Origin of the sequence: Serratia aquatilis, assembly GCF_044865145.1 — a bacterium.
Lineage (GTDB): Bacteria > Pseudomonadota > Gammaproteobacteria > Enterobacterales > Enterobacteriaceae > Chania > Chania aquatilis.
Genome location: NZ_CP173186.1, coordinates 3,571,367 through 3,591,304, shown reverse-complemented (window position 1 = coordinate 3,591,304; position 19,938 = coordinate 3,571,367). Strand labels below are relative to the sequence as shown.

Below are 19,938 nucleotides of genomic sequence, written 5' to 3'. Positions count from 1 at the left end.
CGGCATTTCGCCGGGGTAAGTTTCTGTGGGTAAATAATGTTGATGAGCGTTCTATTCCGGCTATTTTACAGGGTGGTTATGCCGTTAACAACGTTACCTCAGTCTTGAGGGCAGGCTTTTGCATCCGTATTGGCAAGTGGGGATAAGGCCGTTCTCTTGGTGCGTAGCGACCAACCAAATACCAGCGTGGCAGAGAGGATCAATGCGCCGCCAAACAGCATTGCACTGCTCACTCCTTGCCAGTCAACGACCTCGCCTCCGAGCATCGAACCCGACGCCAAGGCTATCTGGATCACGCTCACCAGCAACGCTTGACCGGCTTCAGGTGCCTGAGGCACAGCATCAAACATCCAGTTGGCGGCACAGACTGGCACTGCGCCAAATGCCAGCCCCCATACCAGTACCATCAGCGTAGCACCGGGGATCCCACTCAGTAATGGCGAAATAATCAGGATGCCAGCCAGCATTACCGTGATTAGGATAAAGGTGGCACGCAGACTACGTTCCGCCAGGCGTTCTCCCAGGAAGGTTCCCAGCAGGCCGATTGCACCATAAGCCAGCAATTGCAGTGAAATTGCGGTTGGGCTGAGGGCAAACACCTGTTGCAACAGTGGGCGCAAGTAGGTGTAAGCAGCAAAGTGGCCAGCAAATAGCAGCACGATAGCGATTAACCCAATGCGTGCCATGGGGAGCCGCAGTGGCAACAGCAGATCGTTCGGTGTTACCGCGCGAGTAGGCGGTACCGAGGTGAGCAGGCGCATTTGCGCCAGTAACACGATGCTGGCCAATACTGCGCTGCCGAAGAAGGCAGCACGCCAGTTGAACAGATCGCCAATCAGCGCTCCTGCCGGTACACCACACACGGCACCGACGGAGATACCGCTGAGGATCAGGGCGGTTGCCCGGCCCTGGCTGGCAACGGGCACCAGATGGCGGCCATAGCTGGCGGCGAAAGACCAGAAACCGCCGACCGAGACACCCAACAGGACCCGTCCCATTAGCATCATGGGGAAATTGACGGCCAGCGCGGAAACCAGATTGGAAATGATTAACAGCGCGGAAAGGTACAACATCAATAACCGCCGGTCGAGTCGGCCGGAGAGCAGGCTCAGCAGCGGCGCGGCCACAGCGGCAACAATACCGGGTATGGTGATCATCAGACCGGCTTTACCGGTACTGACATCCATTGAAGAAGCGATGTTGGTGAGTAGCCCGATAGGTAGAAACTCGGTGGTAACCATGACAAAACAGGCAACGGTTAGCGAAAAAATCGCCAGCCACGGTGATGAAGCAGGTTTATCTTTATTATTCAGCATAGTACCGCTCATTTCAGGTGAATACGCAACCCGCACGCACTGCATACGAGTGACCGAGATCACAAGTTACTCAGTCCTGAACGGCGGATAAATCCATGTTCTGTAGTTACACTGTTTCTCTATGGGAACAATCAACGTGGCTCGCTGTGATTAAAGCCCCGGCGCTTTCCACAGAGAAGTGGTTAAGCCATGATCGACCAGCGTTAATTGGTCGGCATACATTTTGTGGGGGCAGATGCTGCAATGCCACCAAGGGAGCGGGTTATCCTTGGGCAATTTTGTTCAATACTCATGCGCGGTAACAAGGCACGCTGGCACCGGTAACTCTTTTACAGGTGCAAACTATGACGCTTTATCTTTCTATGGCCGCTTTTGCTTTGGCTTCTTCGATTACTCCCGGCCCGGTAAACATTGTGGCTCTCAGCAGTGGGGCGCAATTCGGTTTTCATGCCAGCCTACGGCATGTGACCGGGGCGACGCTGGGTTTCACCCTGTTACTGGTGTTAGTGGGGCTGGGGCTGCACGAGGTCTTGACTCACTGGCCGGGCTTAACCACGGCGATCTTCTGGGCTGGCGTGGCTTTTCTGTTGTACATGGCCTATCAACTTGCTGCAGATAACGGGCAGTTGGGGCAGGGTAATCGGCAAAAAGAACCCTCTTATTGGTATGGTGCTTTATTGCAATGGTTGAATCCGAAGGCTTGGCTGGCTTCGATCGCCAGTATGGGCGCTTTTGTTGGCGAAGGGGAGATGCGGTTATTGTGGCAGTTTGCCCTGATCTATTTTGTGATTTGTTATGCTTCGGTGGCCTGTTGGGCATATGCCGGAGCGATGCTCAGCAGCCTGTTGAAAAGCACACGCAATGTGCAGCGCTTCAACCGCTTGATGGCGCTGCTGTTAGCGGCCAGCGCCTGCTATTTGCTTGCCGAAGGGGTTTGATACTGGCCGGGCGTGGCCGCCAGTAACTGCTTGAAGGTGCGCTGAAAGTGCGCCTGATCGGCGAATCCACTTTCGTTGGCCGCCGCAGCAATGGGCAAACCACGTTTCAATAGGTGATGGCCATACTGGATGCGTTGGTTGACCAGATAGGCGTGCGGCGTCATACCATACCGTTTCTTGAATGAGCGGATCAGGTAGGACGGGGAAAGTGCAGATGCTTGGCAGATCGCCTCCAACGTCAGTGACTGGGTGCAGTGGTTGCGGATAAAAGCGGCAGCTTTTTCCAACTTGGGGTTGATATCCGGTTGACTGGCCGCTGTTACCCCCAATCGCATTGACAGCGTGGTGAAATAATCGACCAGAGCTTCCTGTTTTTCCCAATGGCAGAACGACGAATGAGTTAACAGCGTATAAAGCTGGTTCAGGCCACTGAAGAGTTCCGCATCCTGGCTGATAATCGGAGTAAATGGCACGAAATCACCCGCGGTATTTTCCTGCTGTAGCAAGGTCAGCCAGCGTGGGTCGACGTAAAACATGATATAGGCCCAACGCTGGTTACCTATCGGGTTACAGCCATGCGCCTGCTGCGGATTAATGATGACCACGTCGCCAGTTTTAACCTGCAGATGTTGGGAACCATTGATATAAGTGCTGGTACCGGCGGTAATAGCCCCAATAGAAAAAAACGCGTGACTATGCAGAGAATAACAGAGCTTTCGGCCATCCTCGATAGCACGGGCTTCAACAAACGGTAAGCGCTCGTCGCGCCAGAATTGTGGGGCATCATCGGCCATCGTATATTCCTGGGTTCTTTACACGCAGCCATTGTTATAGCGTAAAGTCGTTGGTGGGGGAACACTAGGCTGTGTCCCAGTTAAGGAACACAGCCTAGGTTGATTTTTCATACACAAGCGTGGCAAGGAGCAGAGAAATGGCAACGTGGCTGAATAAGCTAGTATTGCCGCCGGTAGTGATGGCGGTATGTGCGCTGGGGATGTTGGTCGCTCGTTGGTTGGCGGACGAACAGTGGCAAGTGCGCTTTGCTAACCTTTCGGGCAGTGCGCTGTTGCTGGTGATTGCTGCGGCAATCATGTTCAGCGCCAGCCGGTCTTTTCTGCGCGCAGGAACTACACTTCATCCACAAAAGTTGCAGCAGGTCAGTGCGCTTATCGTTAGCGGGAGTTTTCGTTTCAGCCGCAATCCGATCTATCTTGGGCAAATGCTGTTGCTGGCAGCCTGGGCGTTGGCGCTGGGTGGATGGGGAGTCTGGTTATGGTGGTTGCTCTATTTTGCCTATCTGGATGGGGTACAGATCCCACGTGAGGAAAAGTTTCTGCAGGCACGCTTTGGCGAAGACTATACGTCTTTTTGCCGCCGAGTCAGGCGTTGGTTGTAAGGTAGTGAGTTCCCCGGCGTTACGGGCCGGGGCTAAAGGTTACTCTTCCTTACGGGCCAGTAGTTGGCGCTGGTGTTCATCGCTGGCGGCCTGGATCTCTTCCAGTATGGAGCCAACGTCTGCCCGCTTGTTGCTTTCGATATATTTACCGGTCAGTTCGCTTTCTGGCGTCAAATTACCCTCCTGATAGAGTGCCCAGATTTCTTTAGCGTACTTGCTGCCAAGCAGTTGCGGCGCAAACTGGCCGTAATATTGCGTCATATTATTGATATCGCGCTCAAACATGCTTTTGGCATGATTGTTGGCGGCGGCATCCACTACCTGCGGCAGATCAATAATTACTGGCCCATTTTTATCCATCAACACGTTGAATTCTGACAGATCGCCGTGGACCAGTCCCGCACACAGCATGCGCACCGCATAGTTCATCATCAAGGCGTGGTCGTGCAGTGCCTGTTCGGGCGTTAACGTCACGTCGCTCAGGCGCGGTGCCACCAGACCTTCTTCGTCAGTGATAAGTTCCATCAATAGCACGCCGTCCAGGCAGATATCCGGTTGAGGTACACGCACACCCGCCTTGGCAAGCAGGTAGAGTGCATCCACTTCAGTATTCTGCCAGGCTTCTTCCTGTTGCTGACGGCCAAATTTGGAACCCTTGTTCATGGCGCGCGCATCACGGCTGTTGCGAACCTTGCGGCCTTCCTGGTAGTTAACCGCCTGCTTGAAGTTTCGCTTTTCAGCTTCTTTATACACTTTGGCGCAGCGGATCTCTTCACCGCAACGCACGATAAAAACGTCGGCTTCTTTACCACTTTTCAAACGGCGGATGACGTCGTCGATTAAACCATCATCTACCAATGGCTGGAGTCGTTTTGGAATTTTCATGCAGCCTTGTACCTTATTTAGGCTCCGGTGTGAATATTTTGCTTATGGTCATAACGTAAATATATATCCATTGTGCTTCAAGCCGCTGATAACGGTATTGACCTGAAAGGTAAAAAAACAGCTTAATCACCAGCGTGAGGTGTGGCTATTAGTGCTGTGAATTAAACAACCGCTGCGTTAGCTCTGCCTGCGTTGAATGAAAAATCTGCATCGGCCGATTCAGTGGCCATGATAACGTCCTTGCGGTTATCGAGGAAGTCGCACCGGGATTTAGATGCAAAATTCACTCCTTCGAGGCCTATTACCTTACCACTGACGGGCGCTAAATACTGTTGTCATGCTGTTAAATCGTCCGAGGGGGTAAACGGCTCGCGCTACAAGCCGAGATCTATAAGGTAGGGTATCGCCAATAATCGTTGGTCAGCCTGGTTATGTAGAAAATCGATGTGGGATTGTGAACCCTCTCACCATTCAATGTTGTTCGCTATGAGACTATAAAATCCTTTTATAACAAAATACTAACAATCAATGGGCGGCAAAAATGATGGGGTATCCGATGGGCGTTTCTGCCCTGATCACATTGATAGTGATCGCGTTATGGGCAACGTCGCGTTTACCTGAGTATCTGGTCGCTCTTTTGTTCTTTGCGGCAGTGATGGTACTGCAACTTGCTCCGGCCAGCGTGGTTTTCTCAGGCTTTGCTTCTTCGGCCTTCTGGTTGGTATTGAGTGGTTTTGTGCTGGGCACGGCGATTCGTTCAACAGGCTTGGCGGACCGGCTTGCCAATCGAATTCTGCCGCTATTGGCGGGCTCATGGCCGCGTCTGGTGGGCGGTGTGGTTGCGATCAGTTACGCGCTGGCATTTGTTATGCCATCGAATATGGGTCGTATCACCCTACTAATGCCAATCATCATGGTGCTGGCAGGCCGTGCTGGGCTGGCAGAGGGAACCCGTGGCCGTTATGGATTGGCATTGGCGGTTGGCTTGGGTACTTTCCAGCTTTCAGCCAGCATCTTACCCGCCAATGTCCCTAACTTAGTGATGAGTGGGGCGGCAGAAAGTACCTTTGGGATCCACTTCACCTATTTGGCATACCTGATCCTGCATGCGCCGATCCTCGGGCTGGCAAAAGGCGTGCTACTGACCCTGTGTATCTGTTGGCTGTTTCCTGCCAAACCGCAGGCAGTGGAGAAAATACCCGAGAACAGTGTGCTCACTGCGGCGGAATGGCGGCTGATCTTGTTGTTGGTTGCCACCGTGCTGCTGTGGATCACCGACAGCTGGCACGGTATTCCTGCGGCCTGGGTTGGTCTATCTGCTGCCTGCCTCTGTCTGTTACCACGTATCGGTTTCCTGACTGGGGAACAATTTGCTGCTGGCGTTAATATTCGTACCTGTATCTATGTGGCGGGGATATTAGGGCTGACGGCACTGGTGAGTCACTCTGGATTGGGTGATTGGCTTGGCAACGCCTTGCTGGATGCGATACCGCAAACACAGGGGCGTCCATTTGTGGCTTTCAGTTCGATGATCGGCTTAACCACCTTGCTGAATTTTGTGGTAACAGCCAATGGAGTGCCGGCCCTGTTCACGCCACTGGCGCAAGTATTAGCGGAAGGTAGTGGGTTGCCGTTGGCAACGGTACTGATGACGCAGGTGATCGGTTATGCCACGCCGCTACTGCCCTATCAGGCTTCGCCGATAGTGGTCGCTATGGGGATGGGAAAGGTCCCGCCACGGGAAGGATTGAAACTGTGCCTGCTGGTTGCCGTGTTGACATTCGGGCTGTTGGTACCGCTGGATTATCTGTGGTTCAGATTGTTGGGCAGTTTCGGTTAAATTCAGCAAAGTAAAACAGCCGATGTGTCCTGCAGTTCCCACGGCAAGTCATGGTAGACTGGAACCACGGTGGTTGGATCAGGGTTCGGCATGGAAATCATACGTGCAGCGATTGAAAAACAGGTGCTTAGCCTGACTGGGCTGGCATTGGGCGGAGTAGATTTCGAAAATCCGCCAGGCGATCCCGGTCTTTTTGGCCCCCAGTCGGTTATCTGGCAGGTTCATGGGGATTTTACCTCTATGCTCTGCGGCGGTGTTAGTGCGTTGCTGCTGCAGATGCTGCATCCGCTGGCGTTGGCTGGGGTGTGGGACCATTCCAATTTTCGTGAAGACATGCTTGGCCGTCTGCGGCGTACCAGTCAATTTATCTCTGTCACAACCTATGGTTCAACGGCCGATGCACAACGCCTGATCGACAAGGTCAAAGCCATTCATTTACGTGTGACCGGAGTGGCTCATGGTCAGCCTTATGCTGCCAGCGATCCGCAACTGCTAACCTGGGTGCATGTTGCCGAAAGCAGCCGTTTCCTGGCTGCCCATTTACGTTACCGCAATCCAAACCTTTCTCTGCCCCAGCAAGACCAGTATTACCGTGAGGCGGCCCGCGTTGCTGAAGCCTTGGGAGCGCGTGACGTTCCCACCTCCTGTGCGGCGGTGGCTGACTACTTGCAGCAGATGCGCTCGCAATTGATCTGTGATGAGCGAACGTTGGAAGTGGCGCGGATTCTCTTGGCAGCACCTGCTCCCAGCAGGTTGGCGCGGCCAGTAGGGGCAATGGTGATACAGGCGGGGATCGACCTGTTACCCGACTGGGCGCAGCAGCAACTGGGGTTGGATCCCGGCACCGTAAAGCGACGAGGGGTGCGCATTGGCGTTGCGGGGATAGGGAAGGTTTTACGTGCCTCAGTGCGCAACGGTTCCTACCACCGGGCGATGCGCAGGATCAACAAAAGTACCAAGCCAGGTATTTAGCCTCCTGGCCAAGCAGGCGTTTTACACGTGGGGAAATACAATCTAGGCTGTGTCCCTTAATTGCACGCGAGCGCCGCTGGCGGTCATTTGCGCACAGGGCAAGGCGAGAGCCGCGAGGTTTGGTGGACCCAATAAGCGGCGAACAACGCCGCAATGCGCGCAAATGGCCCCAGCCCGAAGGGTCGCGCCCCAAAAGCCCGTTCGAAGTAAAGTCGGGCTTGAACAGAGGGCCACTCTGCTCTTCACCCTCCGCCTTGATAACGGGCTTTTGGGTCTGCGACGGCACCACGGGCAATTAAGGGACACAGCCTAGTATGCAGAACAATAATTCGCTGTGAACTCATTGAGGTGACATGAACGAGTCAAATGTGCTTGCTGAGGTCAGCAACGAGAACCAAACTTTGGTCGCGGTGGTTCAGCAAGATAGCCGGGCTGCCTATTTTTATATCTACCCAACGGAAGAGTTCGCTGAACGTTTTCAGGTTCGAGCCTGCTGGTTGCGCAATCTTGGCACCGCCCCGCAACGGGAAGATCTGGCCGCTATTGAAGCCGGATTACCACCGATGTTGGCTGCCGAATATTGCCGTACCCCGCAAGGAGAAGCACCGCTGCTCGCTGAAAGGCTAATGGTGATCTGGACGGAAAGTGATGACGGTGCCGCACTGTGGTATGACGACCAACTGTTAGCCGTGATCCCCGGATGGAGTTTGTATAGCGAGCAGGCGGTGTGTTATTCCGCCGGTTGCGTCAAAGAGAATCCGCTGGCCCATCCACTTGCTGCCGATCCCGCCGATGCTCAATATACCCAGGCGGAAAACACGCGCCAGTTTTGGCAGAGCTGGCAGCGTGAAGAGGGTAACCCATGGCCGAAAATGCAGTGCGACTATCAAGCCTGCTATGAACCGCACTTTGGCCCTACGGTGAAGTATTACGCCATCGATCAGGGGAAATGGCCACCAATGGCAATTACCCAGCATCAGCGCGAAGGTGTTTACTATTTTATGACTATTGGCTGCAGCATCCGGCCTATGCCATGGGTTGATGCCCTGTTCTGCGACGAAGCTGCCGGTTATCGCCGTATGGAAATGGGGATCGCCATTGACGGGCAGTATATGACCGAAGAGGATGCTGTGCAGATGGCCAGCGCATTAGCAGGGTTTGCCCATGTGCCTTGGGCGAAAATCACTTGGTTTGGTGAAGGCCATACGCTGGTGTCGGAAGTGGTCCCCGCAGGCTACGCCGGTTACGTTCTCTCTTCTTCATTCTATCCCGGCAGTGAAAATCTGGCGTTGCCTAAACAGTATGGCGATCCGGTCAATATTTTCTGGGCGAGTCCGATATTTGAAGATGAACGAGTTTTGGCGCAAACCTCGCCGGACGGTGGGTACAGTCTGGTAAACAGAATGCGAGAGCAGGGTATTGATCTGGTTTTCCGCCCGCGCCAGCCGATAAAGTGAAAGGTAACAGATCGTAAATTAGCACAAGTCGTCAGGTTGTTTTTTTAGCGCCATGGAGATTTTAATGAAGTCTGCGGTATTGGTTATCGATGTACAACAAGGGTTATTCGTTCCGCCGCCAGCGGATGCCGGGGCGGTTGTGGTGCGGATCAATCAACTGTGCGAACGTGCACGCCGGGCAGGTGCGCCAGTGATCTTCATCCAGCACCAGACAGCGGATGACGAATTACGTTATGGCGGTGAGGCATGGCAAATTCACCCAGAGTTGCAGGTCAAAGAGGGTGATTATCGGGTGGATAAAACCACGCCAGATTCATTTTTGCGCACCAATCTGGGTAAGTTGCTGATTGCTGAAGGCGTTACGCAACTGGTGATCTGCGGCTATTCGACAGAGTTTTGTGTCGATACCACCACGCGCCGAGCGGCCGGTTTGGGTTATCCAGTTGTGTTGGCGGCAGATGCGCACACCAGCCATGACAAACCCCATGCTAGCGGCTTGCAGATCCGTGCTCACCATAATGCGTCGTTGTCGAACATCAAGAGCTTTGGCGTGGCGATCAGCGCGGTGCCGACAGAAGAAATCTGTTTCTAAGGCTCCTCGGGCTGCGCGAAATAATGCCGCCTGTTCAGTTCAGGCGGCATTTCTTTAGCCTTATTCTGACGGTTTACTGTCAGGCCGCTTGGTCTCCAATCGGGTGTTTGACAATAAATATATAAGACAGCGCACCTATCAGCGTCACGCACGAACAGATGGTTAGTGCAAGGCTGAAGGAGTTGGTGGTATCCAGGATCCAGCCGGTGATCACCGGGGCAAATGAGGCGAACACAAAGCTGGCGAAGTTTTGAATACTGCCCACCGAGGCCGTCATGCGCGAGCTAACCGCTACGTGGATCAAACCCCAGCACGAAGTTCCGGCGAAGTGGATACAGAACAAGGCCATGCTGATTAATGCCACGGCGCTGCTGGTGGTGGTCGCTTGCGCTACCACGGAAGTAAACCCGGCGGACAACAGCATCCCGGCAACGATACAGATTTTACGGCTCTTGAGCGGTGCCATACCACTGCGAACCAGGAAATCGGTGACAAATCCGTTTGACAGCATGCCAGCAGCCCCAAACAGGAATGGGATAGCTGCCAACATGCCGGTGCTCTTCAAATCCAGGTGGTAGGTGGTTTGCAGATAACCCGGCAGCCAGGCCAGATACAACCAGGCGGTATAGTTGATGCCGCTGAAGCCAATCATCATCCCCCACATGGTGCGGTTGCGGAACAGTGAACGCCACTCCTTGAAGTTCATCGGCTCGCGGCGGGTGCTGACGCTGCCTGCATTGAGATAGGTTTCTTCCTGTGCGCTCAGATTGATGTCTTCACGGTTGCGGTAAATCAGGTACCAGCCGATAGACAGCGCGATACCTAATAAACCGATGGTGATAAACATGCCGCGCCAGCCAAGCAATAGCATCATGGCGGTGAGGATCGGTGGGCTGATAGCCAACCCGATGGTAGATGCCGAGTTAAAAATGCCCATCGGCATACCGCGATCTTTGATATTGAACCAATCATTGATGACTTTAACACCGCAGGGGTTCATTGGTGCTTCGCCGATGCCCAGGCCGATACGCACCAGAATAAACTGGCTAAAGTTGTGGATCATGCCAGAAAAGGTTTGGAACAGGGACCAGATAAACATCCCCAAACCAAGCATGATGCGTGGCCCTTTACGATCCAACAGGGGGCCACAGGGTAATTGAGCAATTCCATAAGCTAAAGAAAATGCGGAGAGCAGCAAGCCAATTTCCGTACCGCTCAACCCCATTTCCTCACGAATAGTTGAGTTCGCTACCGAAAGTGAGCTGCGGTCGAGAAAATTAATTACGGCAGCAAAGAATAATAGGATCATAGCCGTGGTCTGTATTTTTTTAATTCTTGCAGAACGCTCTATTATTCCACAGGTTGGTGTGGGCTTGAGCTTCTCGGGATAATTTTCCACCTGTTCGTTCCCATTATTTACTCTCGTTACTTTTTCCACTTACTTGCCTCCATAATTCCGTATTAGACATATTTATTCTTCCTGGGTATGGCCCCGGATAGTTTATTTACAACGGTATAAAGCCATGCGCTTCGCTGGCAGCTAATTGAATAATTCAGCCTAGGGGGCAAAATAATAAGTGGGGTCTTTTTTAACCGGTTCCGTGCGGAAGTTAGAATTTTGCTGTTTTTTATCGGTTTTAAATGCCGGTTGGTATGGTTTTTTATCAATAAAAATCAGGCCGTGTCCTGCTTGATAGAACGGATCATCGACTGTTTGGCGGTATCAAGATGGCGGTGTAGTTCGCGGGCTGCTTCTTGATCGTTACGGCAGATAAGTGCACTCAGGATCGCCATATGTTCTTCAATCGCAATGATATTCCTCTGCTTGAGATCGGTTTCGTCCCATTGGTAGTGGAAGTGAAATATCACCGAAATGATCTCCAGTGACTGGTTGAAAAACGGGTTATTGGCAGCTGAGAGGATCAGGCTATGAAAGTCACGGTCCAACTGGGAGAACAAGCGATAGTTATTGCTGATGGTGTCACGCAATTGACGGTGGCGGTTTAATAGCTCTTTCGCCTGTAACCAACGCCCATCGTGTGCGGGGAGATTAATAAAACGTGTCAGCGCGTGGGTTTCCAACATTTGGCGCAGTTCAAAAAGCTGTTCGGCATAGTCCTGCTCAAACTTTTTCATGCTCCATTGACCGCGCCGAACGTTGTCGATCAGATCAAAGCGGCTGAAACGCAACAGGAATTCGCGTACTACCACCGGGCTGACGTTCACCGCCCGTGAAAGCTGTAACTCGGTAAATGAGTCACCTGCACGCAGTTGCTTTTGATTGATCATCTGGTAGAAAGCTTTCTCAAACAGTTTGCCTTGTTCATCCAAAGAGTGGTTCATGCATTCAAAACCGTCTTCAGCCAGCGGCATCCGCAAGATCACGTAGTCATCATTGACCTTTTCCAACACGCCTCGCTGATGCAGATGCTTCAATGTGTGACGTACCGTGGTGCGACTAATGTTATACATTTCTGCCAGAGCGGCCTGAGAGGGCAAAGGTGAACGGATATGGCCGTTAATGATGCCGTCGATCATCTGGTTCACGACATTTTGCCGCAGGTTTTGCGTTCTGCTCATTGGCATCCTTAACGCTGTTGGTGGTTTTTACGTATTTAAAACCCATTTAAACCGGTTTATTTTGTGCTGACTCACAATTTTATCTCGTCAGCTAAACGGCACCGCTCATTTTGCCTGATAACAGCTCCCACATTACTGGAGGAGAAATCATGGCCACAATGAATACGCTTGTTTGTCTGGAACCGACCCGTTTGGTTTACCAACAGCGACCGATACCGCAACCCGCAGTGGATGAAGCGGTGCTAAAAATTCTGACGGTGGGCATTTGTGGTACGGACATTCACGCCTGGTCTGGCCAACAGCCTTTTTTCAGCTATCCGCGTGTGCTTGGCCACGAAATATGTGGGCATATTGTCAGCGTGGGTAATCAGGTCAGCGAACTGCAAGTCGGGCAGCGTGTGACGGTGATCCCTTACATTTCCTGCCATCACTGTGGGGCTTGCAATAGCGGTAGGCCCAACTGTTGTGAGAATATCTCAGTGATTGGTGTGCATCAGGATGGTGGTTTCAGTGAGTTCTTAAGCGTCCCGGTCAGCAATTTGCTGGCAGTAGATGACGTGGAGGCTCAGGCAGCCGCATTGATTGAACCTTTTGCCATTAGCGCCCATGCCGTTCGGCGTGCAGCCGTGGCACCAGACGATCATCTGCTGGTCGTGGGAGCCGGGCCGATTGGCCTTGGCGCTGCGGCAATTGCCAAGGCGGATGGAGCAAAGGTGATAGTGGCTGATACCAGTGCACAGCGCCGTGCCCATGTGGAGAAGATGCTTGGATTAACCACGCTGAACCCGGCTGAAGAGGGTTTTGAGGCGGCGTTACGAGCAAGTTTCTCCGGCATGCTGGCAGCAAAAATCATTGATGCCACTGGCAATCAGCAAGCGATGAACCATAGCGTTAACCTGATCCGCCACGGCGGCAGCATCACTTTTGTCGGCCTGTTCAAAGGCGATCTGCAGTTCTCCGATCCCGAATTTCATAAAAAAGAAACCACGATGATGGGCAGCCGTAATGCAACCAGAGAGGATTTTATCAAGGTTTGCAAATTGATGGCTGCCGGGAAAATAACTGCTGAGATGATGCTTTCACATCAATTTGATTTTGCTACCTTGGCAGATAAATACCAGACGGAAGTGATTAATAATAAACAGTTGATCAAGGGCGTTATTCATTTTAATTGAATTATTTAATTCAGGTTTTGCTATTGGCAATTCCTCGATATCACTGGATGCAAGGAGTAATAATGAAGCAATTAAATCGGAGTGAGTTTCCCGGCGCACAGTATCCCGATCGAATTATACAATTTGGTGAGGGGAATTTTTTGCGTGCCTTTATTGATTGGCAAATCGACTTATTAAACCAGCATACCGGTCTTGATGCGGGTGTGGTGGTGGTGCGCCCGATCAATAGTGAACAGCCCCCCTCATTGAACACCCAGGACGGACTCTATACTACTATTATTCGTGGGTTGAATGAGCAGGGAGAGGCAGTTTGCGAACCGCGCCTGATCCGTTCGGTAAATCGAGAAATAAACGTCTATCAGCAATATGACAGTTATCTGGCGCTGGCCCACAATCCAGATATCCGCTTTGTTTTCTCCAATACTACCGAAGCAGGCATTAGTTACTTGCCCGACGATAAATTTAGCGATGCACCAGCCGCCAGTTTCCCGGCCAAGTTGACACGCCTGCTGTTCGAGCGCTTCACCCACTTTGCCGGGGCTGTGGACAAGGGGTGGGTGATACTGCCGTGCGAATTGATCGACTACAACGGCGAAACGCTGAAAGAGTATGTTCTGCGTTATGCACAACAATGGCAATTGCCGCAGGCGTTCAGCGATTGGCTGAATAACTATAATACTTTCTGCTCAACGCTGGTTGATCGCATCGTTACCGGTTATCCACGTGGGGAAGAAGCGCAGTGGCAACAGCAGTTGGGTTATCGCGATAGCTTCCTTGATACCGCAGAGCATTTCTACCTGTTCGTTATTCAGGGCCCGCAATGGCTGGCAAAAGAGTTGCATCTGGACCAACTGGACCTCAACGTTCACATTGTTGATGACATCAAGCCATACAAAGAGCGCAAGGTCGCCATTCTGAACGGCGCGCACACCGCGCTGGTACCGGTTGCGTTCCTGGCGGGTTTGAATACCGTGGGCGAAGCCATGAGCGATGAACAGATTGGCAACTATGTAGCGCGAACCATCGCCGAAGAAATTGTCCCGGTACTGGATCTGCCGCAAGAGGAGTTACTGCCGTTTGCTGAAGCGGTACAGAATCGTTTCCGTAACCCATTCATTCAACACCAACTATTATCCATTGCGCTGAATGGAATGACAAAATTCAGAACGCGTATTCTGCCGCAGTTGCTGGCAGGCCAACAAAAAAATGCGGCTTTGCCAAAACGATTGACCTTTGCCTTGGCGGCGCTGATTGCTTTCTATCGCGGCGAGCGGCAGGCAGGTAGCTATGCTTTGCAGGACGATGCTCATTGGTTGACGCGCTTTGAAACTTGGTGGACTGGAGTCAAGCATCACGATGTAACACTCTCCACGCTGGTGGAAAACGTGTTGTCCGATGAAGCGCACTGGGGACAAAATCTCAATGCGGTGCCTGGACTGACCGCCGCCGTTACCGCCGATCTGCAAGCTATTATCGGCAAAGGTATGCGCGCTGCGTTGGATGAAATAGCGTAACTAATCTTGAAACCTGTCAACCAAGGGAAATGGCGTTGAGCGCCGTTTCCCTATCATAAAATCCGCGCTCGATTGCTATAAGACTTTTCTCTATTATACCCAGAACACGCCCATTTAGTGTCAGTAACTCGTGTTGTTAGACTAAATATTTAAAGAGTGAAAAATAATTAAGCGATAGCTGCAATAGCATATTAAACAGAAAATCAACAGATAGAGAATAAAATTGATATAAAAAATAATCAAAGTTAGCATAGGGAAAATTAGGAGGGCTTATGTACAAGAAAATAATTATCACCAGCATGATTTATCTGGCAATGACGCATTCAGCAAATGCTGATATATCGAAACTTATATCCGAAGACGTATCGGCAACAACGCAGGCGAAAGTCAATTTCACCGCTGATGTGACGCCAAAATCAGCATCAGAACTTTCTTCGGTTATTGATGAAATAAACGTTAACTATCCAAAACTAAAAAGAATATTACTTTATATTAATAGTGGCGGTGGTGATATGGATAGCGGCAGATTAGCCTACTGGAGCGTGAAGAATTCCCATATTCCAATAACCACGGTCGATGTTTCAATGACTGCGTCCGCGGCTACTCTGTTCTATTGCGCAGCTGATCAAAGATATGCCCTGCCGGGAAGCCATTTTATTCTGCATCCAGCCAGTATCTCGATTCCATCAGGAGACGCCAAACCAAATGATGTTGATATAATTAACAGAAATATAAATCTAGGTAACGAAATATTTAAAGGAATCTATAAGAAATGCACCAGCTTATCGGATGCTGAAATTAAAACTATTTTATATTCCGAGCAGGGTAGCCTGTCTCTAAATCCGCAGGAAGCGATGAAAATCAAGCTGACGACTAACATAACGAAAGATATTCCATTATCTAACATCAATTACTATGTTACATCGGCATAGTAAGTAATTTCTTAAAATATACGCTAATAATTCGAGTTGCTTGTAGGTGGCAAGTCCGAGAGTCGCCTACAAGCAACTCGAATTTTTTTTGGGTATAACTCGAATTACTTAGGATATAACCCGATTTGATTACTCCCTCCCTACACTAATTTTTTGAATGAATAGATCAAAATGTTAGGTTTTTATATGCCTGATTAACAAGTTATTGTTTTCATCTTAACGGCTTGTGCCAGATGTTTGATTATGCGGAGGATCATATTCGCAGCGAGGGAGGTAGAACAAATAAATAACCGGTATATCCGTAAAACGGAAATATCAATTTTCGTTGCATCCAATCATGCTCCATGGCAAGCTTTTTCCACAGCAGATATAGAGGGATCTGAAATGAATCGGAGAGATTTACTTAAAGCCGCAGTGGCTACAACATTGGTGGCGGGTATAAAAGCACAGGCAAGTGAAAAGACACTTTCATCACCCAAGTCCTCAGATAAAAAACATTCTGGAATGGCTAATATCGCCGAAGAGACTAAAGACCTTGATACACTTTATCAGGAGGCTCTGGCAGAAGGTGGTGAGTTGGTGGTATATGCTGGTGGTGATACCATTGACCAGCAAGACTTCAATGCCAATGCTTTCCGTAAACGCTTCCCTAAAATGAAACTGAAAATGAACGTGGATTTTTCCAAGTTTCATGATGCAAGAATTGATATTCAGTTAGCCAAGTCAGCCTTGGCGGTGGACGTTGTACAACTGCAGGAGTTGCAGAATTTCCCACGTTGGAAAGATGATGGGGTATTGCTTCAGTATAAACCCAAGGGTTACAGCAAGGTATATGAACCTTTCAGAGATCCCGATGGTTATTGGGTGAGTATTTGTGTCAACTCATTTGCTAATCTGGCGCACAAATCGGTAAAAAACCCACCAATAGAAGCGACGGATTATCTCGCTCCAGAGTGGAAAGGGAAAATTATTCTTGATTATCCGAACGATGATGATGCGACCCAATTTTTGTTTATGAAGGTCATTGAAAAGCATGGCTGGGAATGGTTGGAGAAGTTCCTTAAACAAGATCCAATATTTGCTCGTGGTGGCCAGAAACCAGTTGATGAAGTAGAAAATGGTAATATGCCACTGGCATACGGTGTGTTTGGCCCACTTGAACGCAGCCCGGAAGATCCTGCGGTATTTTCAATTCCAAAGCATGACCCATTTATGGCCTGGGCACAGCGTGCTGCCATCTTTAAGGATTGCAAACACCCTGCGGCTGCCAAGCTTTATCTGAACTGGTGGTTGTCGGAAGAACAACAGAATCATTGGTATCAGTGGCCGGTGCGTACAGATATCAAGCCTAAAGGTGGCTACAAGCCGATCTGGGAATATGAAAATGCCTACGTGCAGGACTTTATTGATTATATGATGGACCGAGGCAAAATGGAGCGTTTCCGTTCTATGCTGACTCAATATATCGGTGAGGCCAAGGGACCACCAAGTGCAGGAGTTCTGGGGATTTATCCTGACACAGGACATTGATATAAGAAAGCCACTTCAACGTAAGTGGCTTTTTACTTTTCATTTTACATATTTTATTAAAGGAGCTAAGAATGAAAATATATCTTACAATTTCTGCATTTGTTCTTTTTGTTGTAACGTCCGTTGCCCATGCTAATTCCACCAATCATCAGGATATTATCGGGAGTTGGAAAAGATTGAAGCCTAATGGTGAATGGATTGTTTATGAATATCAGAAGGATGGCCACTTGCTCAGAGCGACCAATTCTCAGCAGAAACTTTCACCACTAGGTGAGTATGAAATCCAGAAAGATATTATCTATTTCAAGAGTAACCCAGAAAATTATACCCCGATTAGATTCGTTGTTAAAATGAGCACCTGTAGTGGGCATAGTGGCGAAACATTATTCCTTTACGACAAAGAGAGCGGAGACGCTTATGGATGTTACTTCAGGACTGCAGCCTTAGGGGATTAAAAACGTGGTTTGGTAAAAGTATGCTTCATTAACCATCTGTAATGAAACCACAAACGTTAATTGAGAGGGGGGCTTAAACACCCTCCTTTCAAGTTCCTGCCGTTGGTGATCCTCACATACTCGTCATACTTCAAATTGCTATGCGTGGCTCTCCTCGCCCGCTCAGGCACTTATCAAAGTAAGCTTCTGGAGACTCACGGTGTTGTCGCGTTACTCGGCCCAAAATTGGGCCTCGCCCCTACGGGGCCAGCGCAAGCGCTGTTCAAAAACGCATTGCGTTTTTGTCATGCAACTCGAATTATTTAGAGTATAAATCTGCTTTTAAGCATTTGAGCCAGAGCTTATACTACTCTGCGACTGGAATTATTTGAGTATATATTATGGGTTCTGTAAGACAGCAAAGATATACTCGTCATAGTTCAAGTTGCATGTGCGTTGGTTCTCCTCGCTCACCCCAGTCATTGAATGGAGTAAGCTCCCGGGGACTCACTGCGTTGCCGCGTTACTCGGCTCAAGTCTGGGCCAGCAAAGGTGCTGTTCATAAACGCACCGCGTTTTTGTAATACAACTAGAATTATCTTGAGTATATCAAATCTAAGTCCGCTCGCTCGGTGAGGGTGAAACATGAAATTGAAGAAAATTTGTGGTGTGGCTATGGTGCTGGCAACCTTGGCTACCAGTGGATGTCACTCTTATAATTCTGTAGAGCTTAAAAAACAGCAAATTGGTGAAGGTTATAACTATTACGAGTTGCAGCCACCTCTTTACGCTGGGGATGAGCTCCGGTACAAGCTTAAGGACGGCACAGAGGGTGAACTAAAGGTGGCTAAAAAAGAGCCAAGTACTATTGTTGGTGAGAATGGTGCAGTTATCCCCATCTCGGAAATTGCTTCTTTAGAAAGAAAAGACCTTTCCAAGACAAAAACTGCGGCAGCCGTTGGTGGTGGCGTTGCTGTAACGACGGTAGTGGTGGTAGCGGTTCTTGCGGTTACTGTTACCACGGCGCTTATTGCTGTAATCGGCTCTGGCGCTTAATTGACATGCTGTTTACCGGCCAGCGGCGCTCATGTGTAATTGAGGACACAGCCTAAATAGGCTCTAGGTGTATGCTGTTGTAAGCAATATTTATTTGTCGCCATTTCCGCCATAAAGGTGACCACTTCGGTGGTCACCTCAGACTGCTGAAAAACCCCGTTATTAGGGAGAGCGTGCCGATGGGGTCGTAACGGCGTAAGCCGTCGGAGCGCTAGGCCCGGGTATCTCGGGTCAGAAGGCGACTTTGTCATCAACTTCAGAAATAGTATTTCTTCCTCATCTGCAACCTGCTGGTTAATCTTGGCAAAGACACGCGTTATGTGTTTATCAAAATTTACTTCTCACAGACCAAACTCCGTTCAGCGTCATTTCCCGGCCATAAATTCATCATCTCGGCGTCACAAAGATATTCGTTAATAGGTGCCCATAGTGATTCACCACTGAACTCAGAGAAATCATATGGCTCAGGCACAGTTAAAACTCGCACAGACCGATTATCCGCAGCAACAGCCACTCCAGTTGCGCAAAGTACTCTCGGTGAAAGGACTGGGTAAAGCATACCAATCCCAGCAACGTGTTCTCGACGATATTAATTTCGATCTGCATGCCGGTGAGTTTGTTGCCGTAATTGGCCGCTCAGGTGCCGGTAAATCGACGCTGTTGCATACCTTGAATGGCACCATCCCTGCGAGCTGTGGCGAGATACTGCATTTTGATGACGGCGATATCGTGCAGGATATTGCCAAACTCACTACCCGTCAGATGCGCCAGTGGCGCGCACAGTGCGGCATGATTTTCCAGGACTTTTGTCTGGTGCCAAGGCTGGACGTGATGACCAACGTGCTGCTTGGCCGCCTCAGTCATACCTCAACGCTGAAATCTTTCTTCAAGGTCTTTGATGATACCGACCGCGCACGCGCAATAGAGTTACTGCAATGGCTGAATATGCTACCCCATGCACTACAGCGCGCCGAACATCTTTCCGGCGGCCAGATGCAACGTGTGGCGATCTGCCGTGCGCTGATGCAAAACCCGAAAATTCTGCTGGCCGACGAGCCGGTCGCCTCGCTCGATCCCAAAAACACCCGGCGTATTATGGATGCTCTGCAGAAAATCAGTGAAAACGATATTGCAGTCATGGTGAACCTGCACTCGGTTGAATTGGTCAGGGAGTACTGCACGCGGGTGATCGGTATCGCTCAGGGACAAATCATTTTTGATGGTCCCCCGGCACTGCTCGACGAACGGATTTTGCAGCAGCTGTATGGTGAAGAAGCCAACCAGATCCATTAACCCCTTGAATGTTGATTTCCACTTTTAC

At 50.2% G+C, this 19,938-nt stretch carries 18 protein-coding genes and 1 pseudogene; 13 read left to right on the top strand and 6 right to left on the bottom strand.

Annotated elements, in window-relative coordinates:
• Positions 1-98: 98 nt before the first annotated feature.
• Positions 99-1,316, bottom strand: coding sequence for an MFS transporter (locus SAQUA_RS16235; protein WP_380680684.1), 1,218 nt, complete (start codon positions 1,314-1,316; stop codon positions 99-101).
• Positions 1,317-1,466: 150 nt separating this feature from the next.
• A pseudogene (locus SAQUA_RS16230) lies at positions 1,467-1,538 on the bottom strand (hypothetical protein); the annotation flags it as partial.
• Positions 1,539-1,660: 122 nt separating this feature from the next.
• On the opposite strand from SAQUA_RS16230, the gene SAQUA_RS16225 reads away from it, so the two are divergent.
• Positions 1,661-2,254: a LysE family translocator gene (locus SAQUA_RS16225; RefSeq protein ID WP_380680681.1), complete on the top strand. Its 594-nt coding sequence runs from the start codon at positions 1,661-1,663 to the stop codon at positions 2,252-2,254.
• Here the strand turns inward: SAQUA_RS16225 and SAQUA_RS16220 are convergent.
• Positions 2,230-3,048: an AraC family transcriptional regulator gene (locus SAQUA_RS16220; RefSeq protein ID WP_380680678.1), complete on the bottom strand. Its 819-nt coding sequence runs from the start codon at positions 3,046-3,048 to the stop codon at positions 2,230-2,232. The two genes, SAQUA_RS16225 and SAQUA_RS16220, sit on opposite strands and share 25 nt — an antisense overlap.
• 137 nt (positions 3,049-3,185) lie before the next feature.
• Between SAQUA_RS16220 and SAQUA_RS16215 the strand changes: the two genes are divergently transcribed.
• On the top strand, positions 3,186-3,650 hold the full coding sequence (locus SAQUA_RS16215; RefSeq protein WP_380680675.1) for a methyltransferase family protein: 465 nt from the start codon (positions 3,186-3,188) through the stop codon (positions 3,648-3,650).
• 39 nt (positions 3,651-3,689) lie between these two features.
• On the opposite strand, the gene SAQUA_RS16210 is transcribed toward SAQUA_RS16215, so the two are convergent.
• Positions 3,690-4,535: a PA4780 family RIO1-like protein kinase gene (locus SAQUA_RS16210; RefSeq protein WP_380680672.1), complete on the bottom strand. Its 846-nt coding sequence runs from the start codon at positions 4,533-4,535 to the stop codon at positions 3,690-3,692.
• A gap of 541 nt (positions 4,536-5,076) precedes the next feature.
• Here SAQUA_RS16210 and SAQUA_RS16205 point away from each other — a divergent pair.
• The 4 genes from SAQUA_RS16205 (at position 5,077) to SAQUA_RS16190 (ending at position 9,396) form a co-directional block, all read left to right on the top strand.
• On the top strand, positions 5,077-6,375 hold the full coding sequence (locus SAQUA_RS16205) for an SLC13 family permease (RefSeq protein ID WP_380680669.1): 1,299 nt from the start codon (positions 5,077-5,079) through the stop codon (positions 6,373-6,375).
• A gap of 90 nt (positions 6,376-6,465) precedes the next feature.
• On the top strand, positions 6,466-7,347 hold the full coding sequence (locus tag SAQUA_RS16200) for an oxygenase MpaB family protein (RefSeq protein ID WP_380680666.1): 882 nt from the start codon (positions 6,466-6,468) through the stop codon (positions 7,345-7,347).
• A 353-nt stretch (positions 7,348-7,700) separates the two neighbouring features.
• Positions 7,701-8,804 carry a suppressor of fused domain protein gene (locus SAQUA_RS16195; protein ID WP_380680663.1) on the top strand — a complete coding sequence of 368 codons (1,104 nt, stop codon included), beginning with the start codon at positions 7,701-7,703 and terminating at the stop codon, positions 8,802-8,804.
• A gap of 64 nt (positions 8,805-8,868) precedes the next feature.
• Complete coding sequence (locus SAQUA_RS16190; protein ID WP_380680660.1) at positions 8,869-9,396, top strand: cysteine hydrolase family protein; 528 nt, start codon at positions 8,869-8,871, stop codon at positions 9,394-9,396.
• A 79-nt stretch (positions 9,397-9,475) separates the two neighbouring features.
• Here the strand turns inward: SAQUA_RS16190 and SAQUA_RS16185 are convergent, their stop codons facing one another.
• Both SAQUA_RS16185 and SAQUA_RS16180 read right to left on the bottom strand, forming a co-directional pair.
• Positions 9,476-10,705 carry an MFS transporter gene (locus tag SAQUA_RS16185; RefSeq protein WP_380681226.1) on the bottom strand — a complete coding sequence of 410 codons (1,230 nt, stop codon included), beginning with the start codon at positions 10,703-10,705 and terminating at the stop codon, positions 9,476-9,478.
• 365 nt (positions 10,706-11,070) lie between these two features.
• Positions 11,071-11,976: an FCD domain-containing protein gene (locus SAQUA_RS16180; protein ID WP_380680657.1), complete on the bottom strand. Its 906-nt coding sequence runs from the start codon at positions 11,974-11,976 to the stop codon at positions 11,071-11,073.
• Between the two features lie 149 nt (positions 11,977-12,125).
• Between SAQUA_RS16180 and SAQUA_RS16175 the strand changes: the two genes are divergently transcribed.
• The 7 genes from SAQUA_RS16175 (at position 12,126) to phnC (ending at position 19,910) form a co-directional block, all read left to right on the top strand.
• A complete protein-coding gene (locus tag SAQUA_RS16175; protein ID WP_380680654.1) occupies positions 12,126-13,151 on the top strand; it encodes a zinc-binding alcohol dehydrogenase family protein in 1,026 nt (341 codons plus the stop codon).
• A gap of 62 nt (positions 13,152-13,213) precedes the next feature.
• On the top strand, positions 13,214-14,665 hold the full coding sequence (locus SAQUA_RS16170; protein ID WP_380680651.1) for a tagaturonate reductase: 1,452 nt from the start codon (positions 13,214-13,216) through the stop codon (positions 14,663-14,665).
• 272 nt (positions 14,666-14,937) lie between these two features.
• On the top strand, positions 14,938-15,597 hold the full coding sequence (locus SAQUA_RS16165; RefSeq protein WP_380680648.1) for an ATP-dependent Clp protease proteolytic subunit: 660 nt from the start codon (positions 14,938-14,940) through the stop codon (positions 15,595-15,597).
• Between the two features lie 384 nt (positions 15,598-15,981).
• A complete protein-coding gene (locus SAQUA_RS16160; protein WP_380680645.1) occupies positions 15,982-17,127 on the top strand; it encodes an ABC transporter substrate-binding protein in 1,146 nt (381 codons plus the stop codon).
• A gap of 71 nt (positions 17,128-17,198) precedes the next feature.
• The gene (locus SAQUA_RS16155; protein WP_380680642.1) at positions 17,199-17,582 is read left to right on the top strand and encodes a hypothetical protein; all 384 of its coding nucleotides are present in this window, start codon (positions 17,199-17,201) and stop codon (positions 17,580-17,582) included.
• Positions 17,583-18,206: 624 nt separating this feature from the next.
• Positions 18,207-18,617, top strand: coding sequence for a hypothetical protein (locus SAQUA_RS16150; RefSeq protein ID WP_380680639.1), 411 nt, complete (start codon positions 18,207-18,209; stop codon positions 18,615-18,617).
• A 459-nt stretch (positions 18,618-19,076) separates the two neighbouring features.
• Entirely contained in the window at positions 19,077-19,910 is an 834-nt protein-coding gene (gene phnC / locus SAQUA_RS16145; RefSeq protein WP_380680636.1) for a phosphonate ABC transporter ATP-binding protein, read from the top strand.
• Positions 19,911-19,938: the final 28 nt, after the last annotated feature.

Excerpts from the sequence above, each read along its gene's own strand:
- SAQUA_RS16235 (WP_380680684.1), bottom strand. The coding sequence starts at position 1,316 with ATGCTGAATAATAAAGATAAACCTGCTTCATCACCGTGGCTGGCGATT.
- SAQUA_RS16225 (WP_380680681.1), top strand. The coding sequence starts at position 1,661 with ATGACGCTTTATCTTTCTATGGCCGCTTTTGCTTTGGCTTCTTCGATT.
- SAQUA_RS16220 (WP_380680678.1), bottom strand. The coding sequence starts at position 3,048 with ATGGCCGATGATGCCCCACAATTCTGGCGCGACGAGCGCTTACCGTTT.
- SAQUA_RS16215 (WP_380680675.1), top strand. The coding sequence starts at position 3,186 with ATGGCAACGTGGCTGAATAAGCTAGTATTGCCGCCGGTAGTGATGGCG.
- SAQUA_RS16210 (WP_380680672.1), bottom strand. The coding sequence starts at position 4,535 with ATGAAAATTCCAAAACGACTCCAGCCATTGGTAGATGATGGTTTAATC.
- SAQUA_RS16205 (WP_380680669.1), top strand. The coding sequence starts at position 5,077 with ATGATGGGGTATCCGATGGGCGTTTCTGCCCTGATCACATTGATAGTG.
- SAQUA_RS16200 (WP_380680666.1), top strand. The coding sequence starts at position 6,466 with ATGGAAATCATACGTGCAGCGATTGAAAAACAGGTGCTTAGCCTGACT.
- SAQUA_RS16195 (WP_380680663.1), top strand. The coding sequence starts at position 7,701 with ATGAACGAGTCAAATGTGCTTGCTGAGGTCAGCAACGAGAACCAAACT.
- SAQUA_RS16190 (WP_380680660.1), top strand. The coding sequence starts at position 8,869 with ATGAAGTCTGCGGTATTGGTTATCGATGTACAACAAGGGTTATTCGTT.
- SAQUA_RS16185 (WP_380681226.1), bottom strand. The coding sequence starts at position 10,705 with ATGATCCTATTATTCTTTGCTGCCGTAATTAATTTTCTCGACCGCAGC.
- SAQUA_RS16180 (WP_380680657.1), bottom strand. The coding sequence starts at position 11,976 with ATGAGCAGAACGCAAAACCTGCGGCAAAATGTCGTGAACCAGATGATC.
- SAQUA_RS16175 (WP_380680654.1), top strand. The coding sequence starts at position 12,126 with ATGGCCACAATGAATACGCTTGTTTGTCTGGAACCGACCCGTTTGGTT.
- SAQUA_RS16170 (WP_380680651.1), top strand. The coding sequence starts at position 13,214 with ATGAAGCAATTAAATCGGAGTGAGTTTCCCGGCGCACAGTATCCCGAT.
- SAQUA_RS16165 (WP_380680648.1), top strand. The coding sequence starts at position 14,938 with ATGTACAAGAAAATAATTATCACCAGCATGATTTATCTGGCAATGACG.
- SAQUA_RS16160 (WP_380680645.1), top strand. The coding sequence starts at position 15,982 with ATGAATCGGAGAGATTTACTTAAAGCCGCAGTGGCTACAACATTGGTG.
- SAQUA_RS16155 (WP_380680642.1), top strand. The coding sequence starts at position 17,199 with ATGAAAATATATCTTACAATTTCTGCATTTGTTCTTTTTGTTGTAACG.
- SAQUA_RS16150 (WP_380680639.1), top strand. The coding sequence starts at position 18,207 with ATGAAATTGAAGAAAATTTGTGGTGTGGCTATGGTGCTGGCAACCTTG.
- phnC (WP_380680636.1), top strand. The coding sequence starts at position 19,077 with ATGGCTCAGGCACAGTTAAAACTCGCACAGACCGATTATCCGCAGCAA.